The 19,245-nt window shown below is 38.8% G+C and carries 13 protein-coding genes; 12 read left to right on the forward strand and 1 reads right to left on the reverse strand.

All coding sequences use genetic code 11. The annotated features are described in order from the left end of the window. Window positions 1-190 precede the first annotated feature (190 nt). The gene (cls, locus tag H1D32_RS22075) at window positions 191-1,384 is read right to left on the reverse strand and encodes a cardiolipin synthase (RefSeq protein WP_261180356.1); all 1,194 of its coding nucleotides are present in this window, start codon (window positions 1,382-1,384) and stop codon (window positions 191-193) included. Between the two features lie 192 nt (window positions 1,385-1,576). On the opposite strand from cls, the gene H1D32_RS22080 reads away from it, so the two are divergent. The 12 genes from H1D32_RS22080 to fsa all read left to right on the forward strand — a co-directional run bounded on the left by H1D32_RS22080 (window position 1,577) and on the right by fsa (window position 19,067). Continuing rightward, window positions 1,577-3,664 (forward strand): (Fe-S)-binding protein, encoded by a 2,088-nt coding sequence (locus tag H1D32_RS22080; protein WP_261180357.1) that lies wholly within the window; start codon window positions 1,577-1,579, stop codon window positions 3,662-3,664. 534 nt (window positions 3,665-4,198) lie between these two features. Further along, a complete protein-coding gene (locus tag H1D32_RS22085; protein WP_261180358.1) occupies window positions 4,199-5,377 on the forward strand; it encodes an acetyl-CoA C-acetyltransferase in 1,179 nt (392 codons plus the stop codon). Window positions 5,378-5,628: 251 nt separating this feature from the next. After that, on the forward strand, window positions 5,629-6,480 hold the full coding sequence (locus H1D32_RS22090; RefSeq protein WP_261180359.1) for a 3-hydroxybutyryl-CoA dehydrogenase: 852 nt from the start codon (window positions 5,629-5,631) through the stop codon (window positions 6,478-6,480). Between the two features lie 109 nt (window positions 6,481-6,589). After that, a complete protein-coding gene (locus H1D32_RS22095) occupies window positions 6,590-7,735 on the forward strand; it encodes an acyl-CoA dehydrogenase (protein ID WP_261180360.1) in 1,146 nt (381 codons plus the stop codon). 20 nt (window positions 7,736-7,755) lie between these two features. Beyond that, complete coding sequence (locus tag H1D32_RS22100) at window positions 7,756-8,898, forward strand: acyl-CoA dehydrogenase (protein WP_261180361.1); 1,143 nt, start codon at window positions 7,756-7,758, stop codon at window positions 8,896-8,898. A 124-nt stretch (window positions 8,899-9,022) separates the two neighbouring features. After that, a complete protein-coding gene (locus H1D32_RS22105; protein WP_261180362.1) occupies window positions 9,023-9,646 on the forward strand; it encodes a TetR/AcrR family transcriptional regulator in 624 nt (207 codons plus the stop codon). A gap of 112 nt (window positions 9,647-9,758) precedes the next feature. Beyond that, entirely contained in the window at window positions 9,759-13,019 is a 3,261-nt protein-coding gene (gene icmF, locus H1D32_RS22110) for a fused isobutyryl-CoA mutase/GTPase IcmF (RefSeq protein WP_261180363.1), read from the forward strand. 494 nt (window positions 13,020-13,513) lie between these two features. Then, window positions 13,514-14,050: a DNA-directed RNA polymerase subunit delta gene (gene rpoE / locus H1D32_RS22115; RefSeq protein ID WP_261180364.1), complete on the forward strand. Its 537-nt coding sequence runs from the start codon at window positions 13,514-13,516 to the stop codon at window positions 14,048-14,050. A gap of 433 nt (window positions 14,051-14,483) precedes the next feature. Next, window positions 14,484-16,085, forward strand: coding sequence for a CTP synthase (locus tag H1D32_RS22120; protein WP_261180365.1), 1,602 nt, complete (start codon window positions 14,484-14,486; stop codon window positions 16,083-16,085). 259 nt (window positions 16,086-16,344) lie between these two features. Beyond that, complete coding sequence (locus H1D32_RS22125) at window positions 16,345-16,707, forward strand: response regulator (RefSeq protein WP_261180366.1); 363 nt, start codon at window positions 16,345-16,347, stop codon at window positions 16,705-16,707. A 338-nt stretch (window positions 16,708-17,045) separates the two neighbouring features. Next, entirely contained in the window at window positions 17,046-17,903 is an 858-nt protein-coding gene (locus H1D32_RS22130) for a class II fructose-bisphosphate aldolase (RefSeq protein WP_261180367.1), read from the forward strand. Between the two features lie 519 nt (window positions 17,904-18,422). Continuing rightward, window positions 18,423-19,067, forward strand: coding sequence for a fructose-6-phosphate aldolase (gene fsa, locus H1D32_RS22135; RefSeq protein WP_261180368.1), 645 nt, complete (start codon window positions 18,423-18,425; stop codon window positions 19,065-19,067). The last annotated feature ends 178 nt before the right edge of the window (window positions 19,068-19,245 follow it).

Genomic DNA, 19,245 nt, shown 5'->3' on the forward strand with positions numbered 1-19,245 from the left:
CCTTAAAATGACGAAATGCTGCCATCCATAAAGGACGACAGCAGTACCTGAAAATTTACATGTATTTTATTATATTCATCTTACCATATAAAAGATAATTTGTAATTATGAATTATGAATTGTGTAGAAAGGAGAAGCTCCTCTGAAACAGCTTTCACCAATTCATAATTCATAATTTGAATTCATAACTTTATAGAAGTGGCGCAAATACTGTAGCAATCTTTTCTTTACTTCTATGGAAGAAGGAGCGGTTTTTGAGCTGTTCAATCGTTAAGCGCTCTGAAATTGAAATGTCGTGTTCCATTACTTCAATCACATCTTTAATAAATTCCTTGTTAAAGATGAGACAATTAATTTCATGATTAATATGGAAGCTACGGGGGTCGACATTAGCTGTGCCAATATCACATATTTTTTTATCGATGATAATCGTTTTTGCGTGGTAAAAGCCACGGTAATACCGAAATACTTCACAACCTGCTTCGAGCAAAGGTTGAAAGTAAGGGAAGGATGCTTCTTTTACTAAGGGATGATCACCTTGTTTTGGAATGATTAATTTAACATCAACGCCCCGTTTCGCTGCGGCAATCAGCTCAGTCTTAATTTCCTTACCAGGAATAAAGTACGGTGTTCCAATATAAATCGAATCCGTAGCTTCCTTAATAAAGTCAATAAACGATTCTTCAAGAAAAGCACCATCTGATGGGATGATTTTTAATTCGTGTAGTCCTTTAGCCAAAGGAGGATAGTATTGCTGTTGGGTGATTTTTTCTTTAGTAGCCACTGTCCAATCCTCTAAAAACTGTTCTTGCAGGTCCTGACAACCGTCACCTTCAATTCGCAAATGAATATCACGCCAATCGCCAAACTTCGGATCTCTACCTAAGTATTCATCACCAACGTTGAAGCCACCAATATAACCAATGTGACCATCTATAACGGTAATTTTTCGGTGGTTTCGGCGATTTAAGGTGAAAAATAGATAAGGGAACTTTGGAGGGTGAGAATGAGCAAAGGATACTCCAGCTTTTTTCAGCTCTCTTTGCATTTTTTTCGAGATGCTACAACCGACACGGTCGATGAGAAGTCTAACCTTTACACCCTCTTTTGCTTTTTCCTTTAAAGCCTTTAACACCTGTGTTCCAATATGGTCATCACGAAAGATATAGAAAAGCATATGGATATGATGCTCAGCATAGTTGATATCGGTAATCATTTTTTTATACAAATCGTGCCCCGAAGTAAGAATTTCACATTGGCCATTGCGAATTTCTTGAACATACCTTTTTGCTTCTTGACGTTGCTTTTTTAAACCTAATCTAAAATCTATCCAGAACCAAGTGATAAGTAGTAATATAATCGCTACTATCGTCATAAGTAACATAGAAGGCCTCCTTAATTTAAGGTTACAAATTAGTTTGTCCTAGTTTGCCAGGAATGTTGTATAAAGGAGAGTAAAAAATTTTTAAAAAATAATCGACTGAATGCTCATTCACAAAAACTTTTATGTTATAATAGTAATTAAATTTAGTATTTTCTTAATATTCACTTACATACACTGAAGGGGGTTGTTGGAATGGATGCATTTGTATATGTCAACTGGGCTTTATTTTTAGTTGTAACTGGTTACGCTGGGTTTCTTTTTGTCACCTTGGTTAAAACTCGTTACGAATTTATTAAACTAGGAAAAAAAGCCGAATGGAACAAAACAACGAAGGAACGTATTAATGAAGTTTTAGTGAATGTCTTTGGTCAAAAAAAACTAATGAAGGACAAAAAAAGTGGTCTCATTCATGTCATGCTTTTTTACGGATTTCTCCTTGTTCAGCTAGGAGCTATTGACTTAATTTGGAAAGGGCTTGCAACGGGCTCTCATTTTCCTTTAGGGCCACTTTATCCAATTTTTACATTCTTCCAAGAAATTGTCGTTTTAATGATTATTGTTGCCGTCGTTTGGGCTTTTCACCGTCGTTATGTAGAGAAGCTTGTTCGACTAAAGCGTAACTTTAAGTCAGGTCTTGTACTTATCTTTATTGGTGGATTAATGATTTCAAAATTACTTGCTAAAGGTATGGAAATTATCTGGCTTGAGAAGAGCATTTCTTGGGCAGAACCAGTTGCAGCATCAATTGCCACAATTGCTGGTGGGATTGGAGCGACAGCAGCAGGGGTATTATTCTTCATATTCTGGTGGGCGCATTTATTATTCTTACTAACATTTTTAGTGTATATTCCACAATCAAAGCATGCCCATTTAATTGCTGGTCCTGCAAACGTTTACTTAGGTAGAACTCATAAGGTCGGTCAATTGGCTTCCATTAACTTCGAAGATGAAGACCAAGAAGTATTTGGTATCAATAAAATAGAAGATTTCAACCAAAAGCAATTATTAGATTTATATGCCTGTGTAGAGTGTGGTCGCTGTACGAGTATGTGTCCTGCAGCTGGAACAGGAAAGCTCTTGTCACCAATGGATCTAATCGTTAAACTGCGTGATCATCTAACAGAAAAAGGTGCTGTTGTAACCTCAAGAAAACCGTGGTTACCTGCGTTTGCCTTCAATAATACAAAAGCAAACCAATTAGCGATGCAAGGAGCAGGCGGACAGGAAGCTGCAGCTGGCTACGATGTTGCGTTAATTGGTGATGTGATCACAGAAGAAGAAATTTGGGCATGTACAACATGTCGTAACTGTGAAGACCAATGTCCAGTTGCCAATGAGCATGTTGATAAAATCATTGATTTACGCCGTTATTTAGTTTTAACAGAAGGAAAGCTCGACGCAGATGCTCAACGCGCAATCACGAATATTGAACGCCAAGGAAATCCATGGGGGATTAACCGTAAAGAGCGTGAGAATTGGAAGGATATGCGTGAAGATATTAGAGTGCCAACAGTGAAAGAAATGGAGAAAGCCGGAGAAGAAATTGAGTACTTATTCTTCGTTGGTTCGATGGGCTCCTTTGACAACCGTAGTCAGAAGATCGCTCAATCATTTGCAAAAGTAATGAACGAGGCGGGAATTAAGTTTGCGATCCTCGGCAACAAAGAGAAAAATTCAGGCGATACACCACGCCGTATTGGTAACGAATTTTTATTCCAAGAGCTTGTGACATCCAACATTGAATTGTTCCAAAAGCATAACGTCAAAAAGATCGTGACCATTGATCCACATACGTACAATACCTTTAAAAATGAATATCCGGAATTTGGTTTAGAGGCAGAGGTTTACCATCACACAGAAGTATTGGCAAAGTGGATTGAAGAAGGTCGAATCAAGCCTCAATACGAAGTGAACGAAACCATTACTTTCCACGATTCATGTTATTTAGGTCGTTACAATGAAGTTTATGAAGCGCCAAGAAACGTTTTACGAGCTATACCTGGCGTGAAGCTAGTTGAAATGGAGCGTAACCGTGAAAACGGAATGTGCTGTGGTGCAGGTGGCGGCTTAATGTGGATGGAAGAACATGTAGGCACAAGAGTAAATGTTGCCAGAACTGAACAAGCACTAGAAGTGAACCCAACTGTCATTAGCAGTGGCTGTCCATATTGCTTAACAATGCTGAGCGATGGAACAAAAGCCAAAGAAGTTGATGAAACCATTCAGACATTGGATGTAGTTGAAATTTTAGAAAAATCGTTATTTAAGTCTGCTATTTAATGAATTTCATCATTCATTATTTTCGCAACTACAGTTAGCTCGGTTAAGGTAATTATGAAATTCACTCGACTAGATAAGAAATAAAAAACTTTTAAAGAAAATAATAGAAAGAAAATTAAAAATATTGTAAAATTAGGAAAGAAAACAATTTTGTGTGAGTAAAATGTGGTGTGCCTGACCAATAGGCACACCACCAACCTAAATTTATCTGTGAAAAATAGGCTCCCCTACAGTTTAGGAGGAAAGTTGTTTTTTCTAGAAAGATAATCATGTATAACCGTTTTTAGTAGTTAATGTCGAGCTCTAGCGCCTAGCCCCTCGAGGTCAAAAACACGTGTTCACTTAAATGCTGCCTCTGTGGTCCAGTGGGTCCTCGAGGCAAAGCTGCATGAAGTAACTCTAGAAGTAACACATGTTGTGAACGAGGTCAGTAGCTTTTGTCGGGGCTAAGCAAGGCGTTTGCGCTTTTCTTTATGCCGAACACCTGAGCGAGCGTTCAATCGAAGTAACTCATTTTTAAAGGAGGAAGTTGAGATGACAAGAACAGTAATCGTAAGCGGAGCTAGAACACCATTCGGGAAATTTGGAGGAAGTTTTAATAACTTAAAGGCTGTAGAACTTGGTGGTATTGCCATTAAAGAAGCTTTGGTAAGAGGAAATGTAAACGCTTCAGAAGTTGACGAGTGTATCTTAGGGATGGTCCTACAAGGAGGCCAAGGTCAAATTCCGTCACGCCAAGCTGCGAGTCTCGGTGGCTTACCTTATAGTGTCCCAACAGAAACGATTAATAAAGTTTGTGCCTCTGGAATGAGAAGTATTACTCTGGGTGACCAACTGATTCGAGCAAAAGACGCAGAAGTCGTTGTCGCTGGTGGGATGGAATCGATGAGTCATGCCCCTTATTTTATGTCAAAGGCTCGCTTCGGTTTTCGTATGGGCGATGGCAAGGTTCATGATTTAATGGTTCATGACGGGCTTACATGCTCATTCAAAGGTGTTCACATGGGTTCATATGGAAACGGAGTAGCAAAAGAACTAGAAATTACTCGTGAAGAGCAGGATCAATGGGCTCTTCGCAGTCACCAAAAGGCAGTCGAAGCGATAAAAGCAGGAAGACTTTCCGATGAAATCGTTGCCGTCGAAGTACCAGTTCGAAAGGGTGATCCAATCGTTGTATCACAAGACGAATCACCAAGAGCAGATACCTCAATTGAAAGATTGTCTAAACTTGCCCCTGTCTTTGACTCTACAGGTTCAATTACTGCTGGAAATGCCCCAGGAGTAAATGACGGTGCCTGTGCAGTCGTTCTGATGTCTGAAGAAAAAGCACAAGCAGAAGGAAAAGACGTCCTAGCAACAATCATTGGTCATACATCCTTAGCAATTGAACCAGAAAATTTTCCGAAGACTCCAGGCTTGGTCATTAATAAATTGTTATCGAAAACAGGAAAATCAATCGAAGAGATCGATTTATTTGAAGTAAACGAAGCATTTGCAGCAGTTGCCCTTGCAAGTAATCGAATTTCAGGTCTTGACCCTGAAAAAGTAAACGTTAATGGTGGGGCAGTTGCTCTTGGTCACCCAATTGGTGCCAGTGGCGCAAGAATTGTTCTTACCTTAGCTTACGAATTAAAGCGTCGCGGTGGCGGTATCGGAATTGCGGCCATCTGTAGCGGCGGTGGGCAAGGAGATGCGATCCTTATAGAAGTGTAAAAAACAGTTATGAGTGTTGAGTTATGAGTTATGAGTTATGAGTTTGTTTGAAAGCGATGCTCCAAAGTAAGTGCTAGGCAACTCAAACTAAAAAGACAAATCAATAATACGAAATTTAGGTAAATGTGTTGAGTGATGGTGAAGAGTTTTGAGTTAGTTTGCATGGGTTGCTACGAAGCAAAGCCCTAGCCAACTCAAAACTCACCCCTCAAAACTCAAAACTACCAATTAATAAAGTGGGGGAAACGATAATGGAAATGAATAAGGTAATGGTTATTGGTGCAGGGCAAATGGGTTCTGGTATTGCTCAGGTCTGCGCGCAAGCAGGTTATGAAGTGCTTTTAAATGATATTAAAGATGAATTTGTCGATCGTGGGTTAGGAATTATTAGTAAAAACCTCAACCGACAAGTTGAAAAAGGAAGATTAGCAGAAGAAGAACGTGATGCAATTCTTAACCGTATTACAGCCTCAGTTCAGCTAGAAGACGCTAGTGATGCTGACTTGGTTATTGAAGCGGCAGTAGAAAATATGGAAATCAAAGCAAAAATCTTCGCACAACTAGACGAAATCGCTCCAGCACATGCCATCTTAGCAACTAATACATCATCGCTCCCAATAACAGAAATTGCAGCCGTTACGAAGCGTCCAGAAAAGGTCATCGGTATGCACTTTATGAATCCAGTTCCAGTTATGAAATTAATCGAAGTGATCCGAGGCTTAGCTACTTCTGATGAAGTTTACGAAGTGATCGAGAACATGTCCCATAAATTAAACAAAACTCCAGTCGAAGTCAACGATTTCCCTGGCTTTGTAGCAAATCGTATTTTAATGCCGATGATCAATGAGGCCATTTATACAGTCTACGAAGGTGTAGCTACTCCAGAAGCGGTTGATGAGGTTATGAAGTTAGGAATGAACCATCCAATGGGTCCATTAACCCTTGCTGATTTTATTGGTCTTGATACTTGCCTTTACATTATGGAAACCTTACACGAAGGCTTTGGTGATGACAAATATCGCCCATGCCCATTACTAAGAAAATACGTGAAAGCTGGCTGGCTCGGTAGAAAATCAGGTCGAGGATTTTATAACTACAGTTGAGAGTGTAGAGTGTAAAGTTTAGAGTTGTGAAAGCTTTGCTTCGTTGCGATGCTCTCACCAACTCTACACTCTACACTTTAAACTCTACACTTAAAAAGGGGATGTTGACATGGAGTTGCGGTTTACTGAAGAACAAGAAATGATGCGGAAGATGGTTCGTGATTTTGCCCAAGAGCAAATTGCACCAATGGTTGAAGATATGGAGGAAAACGATCGCTTTCCTCGTGAAATTATAAAGCAAATGGGAGAGCTTGGCCTTTTAGGGATCCCAATTTCTGAAGAATATGGTGGCTCTGATATGGATTTTACTTCGTATATCATTGCCATTCACGAGCTATCAAAGGTGAGTGCGACAGTCGGGGTTATCTTGTCGGTACACACATCTGTTGGTACGAACCCAATCCTTTATTTTGGAACTGAGGAACAAAAGCAAAAATACGTTCCGAAGCTTGCGACAGGAGAATATTTAGGGGCCTTTGCGATAACTGAGCCTGGGGCTGGTAGTGATGCAGCAAGTATTAAAACGACAGCTGTAAAAAATGGTGATCATTACATCCTAAATGGTTCAAAGATATTTATTACAAATGCAGGTGAAGCTGATACGTATATTGTCTCGGCTAAAACAGATTCAAGTGCAGGGGTAAAAGGAATTTCTACTTTTATTGTTGAGAAGGATACACCAGGATTTTCAGTTGGCAAAAAAGAGAAGAAGATGGGATTACATGGCTCAAATACGTGTGAACTCATTTTTGAGGATGCGGTAGTTCCAGTCAGCAACCTTCTAGGTGAAGAAGGTCAAGGCTTCAAAATATTAATGGCAAACCTTGATATCGGTCGGATCGGGATCGCGGCGCAGTCGTTAGGAATTGCCGAAGCTGCACTAGAAAGTGCAATTGGTTATGCCAAGGAACGGAAGCAGTTTGGCAAACCAATTGGCGCACAACAAGGACTTGGTTTTAAATTAGCTGATATGGCGACGAAGGTTGAGGCGGCAAAATTACTTGTGTATCGTGCAGCTGCACTTCGTCAACGTGGCTTACCATGTGGTCAGGAAGCATCAATGGCAAAGCTATTCGCTTCAAGGGCAGCGATGGAAGTTGCCACAGAGGCGATACAAGTTTTTGGTGGGTATGGTTATACGAAAGATTATCCAGTTGAGCGCTTTTTCAGGGATGCAAAAATCTGCGAGATTTATGAAGGTACTAGTGAGATACAAAGAATCGTGATAAGTAAGCATTTGTTAAGAGATTTATAGAAAACTAGGGGGATTAGCCAATGAACTTTTTATTAACTGAAGAACAAGAAATGATAAGAAAAATGGTCCGAGATTTTGCGAAAAATGAAGTTGCTCCATCAGCAGCAGAACGCGATGAAGAAGAACGCTTTGACCGTGGTATTTTTGACATGATGGGGGAACTAGGCTTAACAGGTATTCCATGGCCAGAAGAATATGGTGGAATTGGTGGCGACTTTTTATCCTATGCAATTGCCGTTGAAGAACTTTCACGCGTCTGCGCATCGGTAGGGGTAACGTTGTCAGCTCATACGTCGTTAGCAGGCTGGCCTGTTTATAAATTTGGTACAGAAGAACAAAAACAAAAGTTTTTACGACCGATGGCAGAAGGAAAGAAATTAGGTGCGTACGGTCTAACAGAGCCTGGGGCAGGATCAGACGTTTCAGCAATGAAAACAACTGCTAAAAAAGATGGCGATGACTACATTTTAGATGGTTCAAAAATCTTTATTACAAACGGTGGCGACGCCGAGATTTACGTCGTTTTCGCAGTAACACAACCAGAATTAAAGCATAAAGGAGTAAGTGCCTTTATCGTTGAAAAAGGAACTCCTGGATTTTCTTTCGGTAAAAAAGAAAAGAAATTAGGAATTCGTTCGTCATCTACGTTAGAAATCATTTTTGATAACTGTCGTGTACCTAAAGAAAATCTCCTTGGAAAAGAAGGCGAAGGATTTAAAATTGCGATGATGACTTTAGATGGCGGCCGTAATGGAATTGCAGCACAAGCTGTTGGTATCGCACAAGGAGCACTTGATGCAGCCGTTAATTACGCAAAAGAAAGAAAACAGTTTGGTAAACCGATTGGTGCCCAACAAGGTTTGGCATTTAAGATTGCCGATATGGCTACAAAGATTGAAGCTTCTAGATTACTAACGTACCAAGCTGCTTGGCGTGAGAGTGTAGGACTTCCGTACGGCAAAGAGTCAGCAATGTCAAAGCTATTTGCTGGTGATACTGCGATGGAAGTGGCGATTGAAGCCGTTCAAGTATTCGGTGGCTATGGCTATACAAAAGAATACCCAGTTGAACGCTATATGAGAGATGCGAAAATCACTCAAATCTACGAGGGAACAAACGAAATTCAAAGACTCGTTATATCCAAAATGCTATTGGCAGATTAAAATCAGTTTTGAGGTAGGCGTTATGAGTTTTGAGTTGTCTGAGAGAAAGCTTCGAAGCAAACTTTCAATTAACTCAAAACTCAACACTCAAAACTCATAACTAAGTAGGGGAGTGCATAAGTCGTTGAAAAAGAAGAAAGTACCTTCAATGGTAAAGGACCAGCAGCTAATTAAAAAAAGGCGAGAACAAATGATTAAGGCGGCAGTTACCCTTTTTAAAGAAAAAGGTTTCCATAGAACAACTACGAGAGAAATTGCAAAAGAGTCTGGATTTAGTATTGGTACTCTCTATGAGTACATTGGTTCGAAAGAAGATATTCTCTATCTCGTTTGTGACGCGATCTATGACGAAGTAAGTGAAAAGTTAAAGAAGCGGCTGACTCAAGATGTAGAGGGAATCGAAAGTTTAAAATCAGCGATTGCTGCGCTCTTTAAGGTCATTGACGACCTGCAAGATGAAGTTTTAGTCATGTACCAGGAGTCAAAGTCACTACCAAAAGAAGCGTTGGGCTATGTACTGCAAAAAGAAATGGACATGACAGCAATGATCGAGCAAATCATTCAAGAATGTGTTAAACAAGGTCACCTCGCTTTAGCTGATGAAGAGGTGAAGCTAGCCGCAGACAACATCCTCGTCCAAGCGCATATGTGGACATTTAGACGGTGGCAGGTACAAAAAAACTATACGCTCGATCAATACATTGAATTACAAACAAAGTTACTGTTAGATGGATTACTTAAAAAATAGATTTGAGTTATGAGTTTTGAGTTATGAGTTCTTGTAAGCTAAGCAACGAAGCAAAGCAAAACCACTCAACACTCAAAACTCAACACTCAAAACTGAATTAGGAGATGATCTTGTGGAGAAGGTTGAAATTTATCGGCCGAAAAATCATGTTCGCTTTGTAACGGCATCAAGTTTGTTTGACGGCCATGATGCATCTATTAATATTATGAGAAGAATGCTGCAAGCGAGCGGCGCTGAGGTCATTCACCTAGGGCACAATCGTTCAGCTGAAGAGGTTGTTCATGCAGCGATCCAGGAAGATGTTCAAGGGATTGCTCTTTCCTCTTACCAAGGCGGTCACATGGAATATTTTAAATATATGTATGACCTTCTTAAGGAGCAAGGTGCTGAGCACATTCGCATTTATGGCGGTGGTGGCGGTGTTATTATTCCAGCTGAAATTAAAGAATTACATGAGTATGGGATTGCCCGAATTTTTTCACCAGAGGATGGGCGATTGCATGGTCTTCAAGGCATGATTAACATGATGATGGAGGAATGCGACTTCCCAACGGTTAAGACGGTAACAGTTGAGATTGAACAGTTACGAGACAAGAACGTTCAGGCCATTTCAAAGTTAATTACTTTAGCTGAGAAACAAGAGCTAGATTACCAAGAAGTCTCCACTACTGCAGAAGCAGCTTTTGAAAAAATTCAAGCGATGGCACAAACTGTTCCAGTCGTTGGGATTACAGGTACTGGTGGAGCTGGCAAAAGTTCATTAACCGATGAATTAGTTCGTCGTTTTTTATATGAATTTACTGATAAAACAGTGGCAATTCTCTCCATTGATCCGACGAAGCAAAAAACAGGCGGAGCACTTCTTGGTGACCGCATTCGCATGAATTCGATTAATTCACCACGGGTGTTTATGCGTTCACTGGCCACACGTGGTTCAAAGATGGAAATTTCCGCAGGGATTCGTGATGCCATCCAGGTAGTCAAGGCTGCTGGTTTTGACTTAGTTATCGTTGAAACAAGTGGAATTGGGCAAGGAGATGCAGCAATCGTTGAAGTTGTTGATATTTCCATGTATGTGATGACAAGTGAATTTGGAGCCCCATCACAGCTTGAAAAAATTGATATGATTGATTATGCAGATTTAATTTGTATTAATAAATTTGAGCGTAAAGGCTCTGAAGATGCATTACGTGATGTAAAAAAACAATATCAGCGTAGTCATACTCGCTTTGACGAGGACCCAGATATGATGCCTGTGTATGGAACGATTGCTAGTCAATTTAATGATCCAGGCACAAACACATTATTTGTGGCTCTCATCAATAAAATTAATGAGAAGTACGAATTAGATTGGCAGACGACACTTGAAACAACGAAAAATGTTGTGAAAAACAACTTAATCATCCCACCTGAACGTGGTCAATATTTATTTGAAATCGTTAAGACGATTCGTAGCTATAAGGAATTTTCCGAAGAGCAAGTAACCTACGCAAGAAAGCTATACCAAATTAAGGGTACGGTTGAAGCGCTGAATACACTTGGGACTTCAGAGGAGGTTCTCACTGAATTAGCCAAGGTTCAGACCTTTTATGAAGAAAAGCTACATCCTGAAACAAAGACACTCATTGAAAGATGGCCGGCATTAAGAGAGAGCTACTCAAAAGATGAGCTAGTAACAAAAATTCGTGACAAAGAAATTCGAACTGAATTAACGACAACAAGTCTAGCGGGCTTAAAAATTCCGAAAGTAGCTTTACCTAAGTTTGATGATTGGGGAGAAATTGTTCGTTGGTGCTTGAAGGAGAATGTGCCAGGAGAATTTCCATATACAGCGGGTGTATTCCCATTCAAACGTCAAGGTGAAGATCCAAAACGCCAATTTGCTGGGGAAGGCACACCTGAGCGAACAAATCGCCGCTTCCACTACCTATCGAAGGATGATGATGCAAAACGACTGAGTACAGCCTTCGATTCAGTGACGTTATACGGTGAAGACCCAGATTATCGTCCTGATATTTACGGGAAAGTTGGCGAAAGTGGTGTAAGCATTTGTACATTAGATGATATGAAAAAGCTTTATGCAGGCTTTGACTTATGTGCTCCTTCAACGTCTGTTTCGATGACGATCAACGGACCAGCACCGATTATTCTTGCGATGTTTATGAACACGGCTGTTGACCAACAAATTGAAAAGTTCGAAGCTGAACAGCAGCGTCAAGCAACTGAAGAAGAGCGTAGCAAGATTAAAGCTCTTACCTTGGCAAATGTTCGTGGTACCGTACAAGCAGATATCTTAAAAGAAGATCAAGGTCAAAACACTTGTATTTTCTCAACAGAATTTGCTCTTAGGATGATGGGCGATATCCAACAGTACTTCATCGATTATAAAGTTCGTAACTACTATTCTGTTTCGATTTCAGGCTACCATATTGCTGAAGCTGGAGCGAACCCTATTAGCCAGTTAGCTTTTACATTAGCAAATGGGTTTACGTATGTAGAATACTATTTAAGTCGTGGAATGAAAATTGATGACTTCGCACCAAATCTGTCCTTTTTCTTCTCAAACGGACTGGACCCTGAATACACGGTAATCGGTCGGGTTGCCAGAAGAATTTGGTCAACGGTTATGAAACATAAATATAAAGGGAATGATCGAAGTCAGAAGCTAAAGTACCATATTCAGACTTCAGGTCGCTCGCTTCATGCGCAAGAAGTAAATTTTAATGATATTCGTACAACATTACAAGCACTAATGGCAATCTACGATAACTGTAACTCCTTACACACAAACGCTTATGATGAAGCAGTGACAACACCAACGGAGGAATCAGTACGTCGTGCGATGGCGATCCAAATGATTATTACCAAAGAGCTAGGTCTAGCAAAAAATGAAAACTCGCTACAAGGTTCATTTATTATCGATGAGCTCACCGACCTAGTTGAGGAAGCAGTACTTCAAGAATTAGAAAAAATCAGTGACCGTGGCGGTGTACTAGGGGCCATGGAAACTCAGTACCAACGAGGAAAGATCCAAGAAGAGTCTATGTATTATGAAATGAAAAAGCATAGCGGTGAACTTCCAATCATCGGAGTGAACACGTATCTCAATCCAAATGCTCCTTCGGAAGAGGAATTTGAAATGGAAATTGCACGTGCAACAAAAGAAGAGAAAGAGCAACAAATTGCTAATCTTCGTTCATTCCAAGATCGCAATAAAGGTCGTGTCGAGCTTGCTTTGAAAAACTTACAACAAACAGCCATGTCCAACGGCAACGTGTTTGCCGAACTAATGGAAACAGTGAAAGTGGCTTCCCTTGGACAAATAACCCAAGCGCTATACCAAGTGGGTGGGCAGTACAGACGTAATATGTAATCTTAATTTTTCCAAGAATCGAGTTTGATGAATAATCAAGCTCGGTTCTTCTTACTTTAGAAGTTTTGAGTTATGAGTGTTGAGTTATGAGTTTTCTTATATTATCGCTTCGAAGTAAAGCGTTCAACAACCTCAAAACTCAAATTCAAAACTCAAAACTAAAATTTTTACACTGGACTAGCATAATGTTTTCATTTATGTTTATAATGAAAGGTATGATTTTCCTTACTATCATTCAAAGAAAACACATAATTTTTTTATTACACTATCATTTATAAACTTTGGTTGATAGGATAAGAAAGACAGGCAAGTCAGTTTTTTTTAAGGCTCTTTTCGTAAATGTTGTTGCTAATGAAACTAATAGATAATACATACACTATGGTTAGAAAGATGTACCTATCTTTGGGCAACAATTCTATAAAACAACAATTTATGCGAAAATAGCTTTTCCAACATAAATTAATGATCAATGTTCATTGAAAGGATGGTCAACTTTGACGCTAAATGAGTACACGCCAGAAGAAATCAAAGAAATGTCCATGGTGGAGATTTCTTATGAGTTAATGAAGAGTGAAAAGCAACCTTTTTTATATGGTGACTTAGTAAAGCGAGTTGCTGAAATTAAAGGAATGTCTGAAAGTGAGGTAATGGATCGTATCTCTTACCTATACACAGACTTAAATGTTGATGGTCGATTCATTTGTCTTGGCGAAAATCGTTGGGGCTTACGTACTTGGTACCCTTATGAGCAAGCTGATGAAGAAATTACACCGACAGTTCGTCGTAAGAAAGCGAAGAAAGTCGATGATGATGATCTTGATATCGATTTAGATGAGGACTTCGATGATCTTGAGGAAGACTTAGATGATGAGTTTGAAGATCTAGAAGATGAATTAGATGAACTGGTAAGTGAAGAAAATGAAGACGAAGATTTTGACCTAGATTTAGACGAGGAAGATGAAGACGCTGTTGATGATGCTGATGAAGATTTAGATGGAGAGTTAGAAGACGAAGAAGACGAGCTTCTATAATGTTCTCGTAAATCACATCTTGACAAGTGATGCTTGTCTAGGATAAAATTCTTTTTGGGCTTTTCTTATGAGCAAAAAATGAATAGAACTTTATTTAGAAAAAATGGATTTCACCTTTAAAGGAAGTCTAAGCTTTTTCTTAATTACTTAAGTAAAAACAAAAGTTCGCCCCCGAAAAATTGGGGCAGTGGCTTTTGTTTTTTTGTTTTTATGTGAATTTCAAAATCCCCTTAGTTCACCAATGCTGAAATAAGATTATGAAATTCATTAGATTGGAAAGTATAAACAGTGGAAACTAATTTTTGAGATCGAAATTTGATGTAGGTTTAAAAAGTGATCTAAAAGCACTCATATCATTTTTAAGCATATTAGGATTCGCTTGCGCCAACTCAAAACTCAAAATACAAAACTACACAAAAAGAGAGGGAATAAAATGGCGACGAAGTATATTTTTGTAACTGGTGGGGTTGTATCTTCACTTGGAAAAGGGATTACAGCTGCATCTTTAGGACGTTTATTAAAAAACCGAGGCTTGAAAGTATTTATTCAAAAATTTGACCCATATATCAACGTTGACCCAGGTACAATGAGTCCTTATCAACATGGGGAAGTCTTCGTTACTGATGATGGCGCAGAAACGGATCTTGACCTTGGGCATTATGAGCGTTTTATTGACATTAACTTAAGTAAAAACAGTAATGTGACAACAGGAAAAATCTACTCAACAGTGTTGAAAAAAGAGCGCCGTGGAGACTATTTAGGTGGAACGGTTCAAGTTATTCCTCATATTACAAATGAAATCAAAGAAAGAGTTTTCCGTGCTTCTAAAGAAACAAATGCCGATGTTGTTATTACGGAAATCGGTGGTACAGTTGGTGACATTGAATCACTTCCATTTTTAGAAGCGATCCGTCAAATTAAGAGTGATGTCGGTGTTCGTAATGTGATGTATATTCACTGTACACTAATTCCTTATTTAGCAGCTGCAGGAGAAATGAAGTCAAAACCGACACAACACAGTGTAAAAGAACTGCGTAGCTTAGGTATTCAACCAAACGTTATTGTTGTTCGTACTGAGCGTCCTGTTCCAGACGATATGAAAGACAAGATTGCTCTATTTTGCGATATCGATAAAAACGCAGTCATTGAAGCAAGAGATGCTGACACATTATATGAGGTTCCACTTGATCTACAAAGACAAAACTTAGATAAATTTGTTTGCGAATATTTAAACCTTGAGTGCAAAGAAGCTGATATGACAGAGTGGAAAGCTCTTGTTAATAAAGTGAAAAATTTATCTGGTAAGACAACCATTGGTTTAGTTGGTAAATATGTGGCGTTACAAGATGCCTACCTTTCTGTTGCAGAATCACTTCGCCATGCAGGTTATGCGTTTGATGCTGATATTGAAATTAAATGGATTAATGCAGAAGAAGTAACAGAAGAAAATGTAAGTGATTTATTAAAAGACGTCGATGGAGTTTTAGTTCCTGGTGGCTTTGGTGATCGTGGAATTGAAGGGAAAATTTCTGCCATTAAGTATGCTCGTGAAAACAAAGTTCCTTTCTTAGGTATTTGTTTAGGTATGCAGTTAGCATCGATTGAATATGCAAGAAATGTTCTTGGCTTAGAAGGAGCTAATTCTTCAGAACTTAACCCTAGCACAAAATATCCTGTCATTGACCTATTACCAGAGCAAAAGGATATTGAAGATTTAGGTGGGACATTACGTCTAGGATTATATCCATGTAAATTGACTGAAGGTACAGTTGCATACGGAGCGTACCAAGAGCAAGTAGTTTACGAACGTCACCGTCACCGTTATGAATTTAATAATGAGTACCGTGAACAAATGGAAAAAGCAGGCTTTAAGTTTTCAGGGACAAGCCCAGATGGCCGTCTAGTTGAAATCATTGAAATTGAGGATCACCCATACTTTATCGCTTCTCAATTCCATCCTGAGTTTGTTTCTCGTCCAAATCGTCCACAACCATTATTTAGAGAATTTATTAGAGCGTCATTAAATAAAGCATAGTACCAAGACCCCCTGTTTCAATTGGAATAGGGGGTCTTCTATTTGCTGGTTGGACAAGTTGCCCGGGAAACTATAGCTTCGTTCAGCTGATCTAGGATCACAGCATTAACTACTTATATCTATAAAAATCTGAATTGTGATTTTAATGGCATTGAGAGAGGCGATTAAATTTTTTTTGTAAAAAGAAGGAGAATTTGCTGACGAAAAAGAATTTATTATGTCAGGTAGGAGTACGCAAAAATAGAGATGGCGGTGACTTATGAAGAAAAAAATATTAATTGTCGATGATCAATTTGGGATTCGCGTGTTACTAAATGAGATTTTTCAAAAAGATGGCTATGATACGTATCAAGCAGCAAGTGGTGTTCAAGCATTGAGTATTGTAGAAGAAAATTTACCGGATTTAGTTATTCTAGATATGAAAATCCCTGGGATGGATGGTCTAGAAATTTTAAGAAGGTTAAAACAATATAATTCAAGTATTGAAGTGATTATGATGACGGCATATGGCGAACTCGATATGATCAACGAGGCGATGAAGCTAGGCGCAATTACTCATTTCGCGAAACCGTTTGATATCGACGAGGTACGTGCTGTCATTAAAAAACAACTAGGTGTCTAAAAAAGGCTTGGGACGGAAACGCTTACATTGTGTTTTGCGATTTGTCAAGATATTTTCGTGATTTTTTTTGTTGGTATGTTATAATATGTCTGTACAACGAAATGAAAATTTTATTCAAGGTAGCTTCTAATCTATATCAAGGAAATGTTAATCCTTTTATACATAATTACTATGTACTTTTGGTTAAAATTTAAGAGTAAAGCTACTTTTTAAAAATTTTCGTTTGAGACAAATCGTACGAATACAAATGTTTTAGTTAAAGGCTCTTTTCCGTAAATTTTGTTGCTTTTAAAACAACAACTATGCGAAAACAGTCTATTTAAAAGGAGGAATCACCAATGCCTTTAGTTTCAATGAAAGAAATGTTAGAAAAAGCAAAAAGTGAAGGATATGCTGTAGGACAGTTTAACCTTAACAACCTTGAATTTACACAAGCAATCTTACAAGCAGCTCAAGCAGAAAATTCACCAGTAATCTTAGGTGTATCAGAAGGTGCTGCACGCTATATGGGCGGTTTCAAAACAATCGTAAAGATAGTTGAAGCTCTAATGGAAGAGTACAAAACAACTGTTCCTGTAGCTATTCACCTTGACCATGGTTCAAGTTACCAAAAATGTGCTGAAGCAATTCATGCTGGATTTACCTCTGTAATGATCGATGCTTCACACCATTCTTTTGAAGAGAACATTGAAATCACTTCAAAAGTGGTTGAGCTTGCACACTTCCACGGTGTATCTGTAGAAGCAGAATTAGGGACTGTTGGTGGACAAGAGGACGATGTAATTGCTGAAGGTGTTATTTATGCAGATCCAAAAGAGTGTGAGGAGTTAGTTAAGCGCACTGGTATCGACTGTTTAGCACCTGCATTAGGTTCTGTTCATGGTCCATATAAAGGTGAGCCAAACTTAGGTTTCAAAGAAATGGAAGAAATCTTAAACCTAACCGGTGTACCTTTAGTGTTACATGGTGGTACTGGAATTCCAACTGCTGATATTACGAAAGCAATTTCTTTTGGAACAGCAAAAATTAACGTAAACACTGAAAACCAAATCGCATCTGCAAAAACAGTTCGTGAAGTTTTAGCAGCTGATTCTGAAGTTTACGATCCTCGTAAATACTTAGGACCAGCACGTGAAACAATCAAACAAACTGTTATTGGCAAAATGCGTGAATTTGGTTCATCAAATAAAGCTTAATAGCAGAAAAGTTGGTCTTTTTTTGAGGAGACCAACTTTTTTTTATTAGAATTAGAATTAGAAATTATAAAATCTCAACGTAATAACTGTCTAGCTCCAAGACACATCAATGAAGTTACTTCATTGCAGGTTTTGCGACGAGTAAACGAAGTGACGCAGGAGCAGCGCCCAGCCCCTCCAGGTCAAATAACCTTCGAGAGAATAAGTGAACTTCCTTTTTCCTAGGGCGCTAGCGCTTTTCTAATAAATATGTTCTATTCGTGAATCATACTCCTGATGTTCCTCATCGCACAACAAACTTTCGATGCAAAATAGCTATTGAAGAAAAATACCATAATTTGCCGAAAAAAGACGAGAAATTTTAAAAGGAATTACCGAAAGAAAATTGAATATATATCGACAGTGTAATTTGATTTCATAATCAAATTTTATCCACATGGGGACAATAATAATGTGGTTGATTTAATCGAGATGAAATTCGCTCAGTACATAACAATCAAATTTATGGGGTGGTCAACAATGAAATTTTTTATTGATACAGCAAATCTAGACGAAATTAAAGAAGCAAATGCTTTAGGGGTTTTAGCAGGTGTAACTACGAATCCTTCATTAGTAGCTAAAGAAGAAGGGGTAGACTTCCATACACGATTAAAGGAAATAACAGCAATAGTGCCAGGCTCTGTAAGTGCCGAAGTTATTGCCCTTGACTTTGAAGGAATGTTAAAAGAAGGCAAAGAGTTAGCGGCCATTGCCCCAAATATTACAGTTAAAGTTCCGATGACAACAGAAGGTTTAAAAGCTGTCCGAGCTTTCACAGATTTAGGCATTAAAACAAACGTAACTCTTGTGTTTTCTGCGGTACAGGCATTACTAGCTGCAAGAGCGGGTGCTACCTATGTCTCGCCATTTTTAGGGCGTCTTGATGATATTGGCCAAAATGGCTTAGATTTAGTTGCGCAAATCGCGGAGATGTTTTTTATTCATGGCATCGAAACTGAAATTATTGCTGCCTCGATTCGCCATCCAATGCACGTCCATGAAGCAGCTATGAAAGGTGCTCATATTGCTACAATTCCTTTTAAAGTAATCAACCAACTAGTGAAACATCCATTAACTGACCAAGGGATCGAGAAATTTCTAGAAGATTGGAATAAACAGAAATAATGGTATAATAAAATTGAAGAAGCACCTTATACCTTTTTGAGGTGCTTCTGAAGTTTTGAGTGTTGAGTTTTGAGTTATGAGTTAGTTCTAGAAAAGCTTCGATGCGACAAGAACAGAAAACTCAAAATTCAAAACTCAAAATTCAAAACTCTAAACTCGAATTTTAGAACAATTTGTA

The sequence above is a fragment of the Anaerobacillus sp. CMMVII genome (assembly GCF_025377685.1).
Classification (GTDB): Bacteria; Bacillota; Bacilli; order Bacillales; family Anaerobacillaceae; genus Anaerobacillus.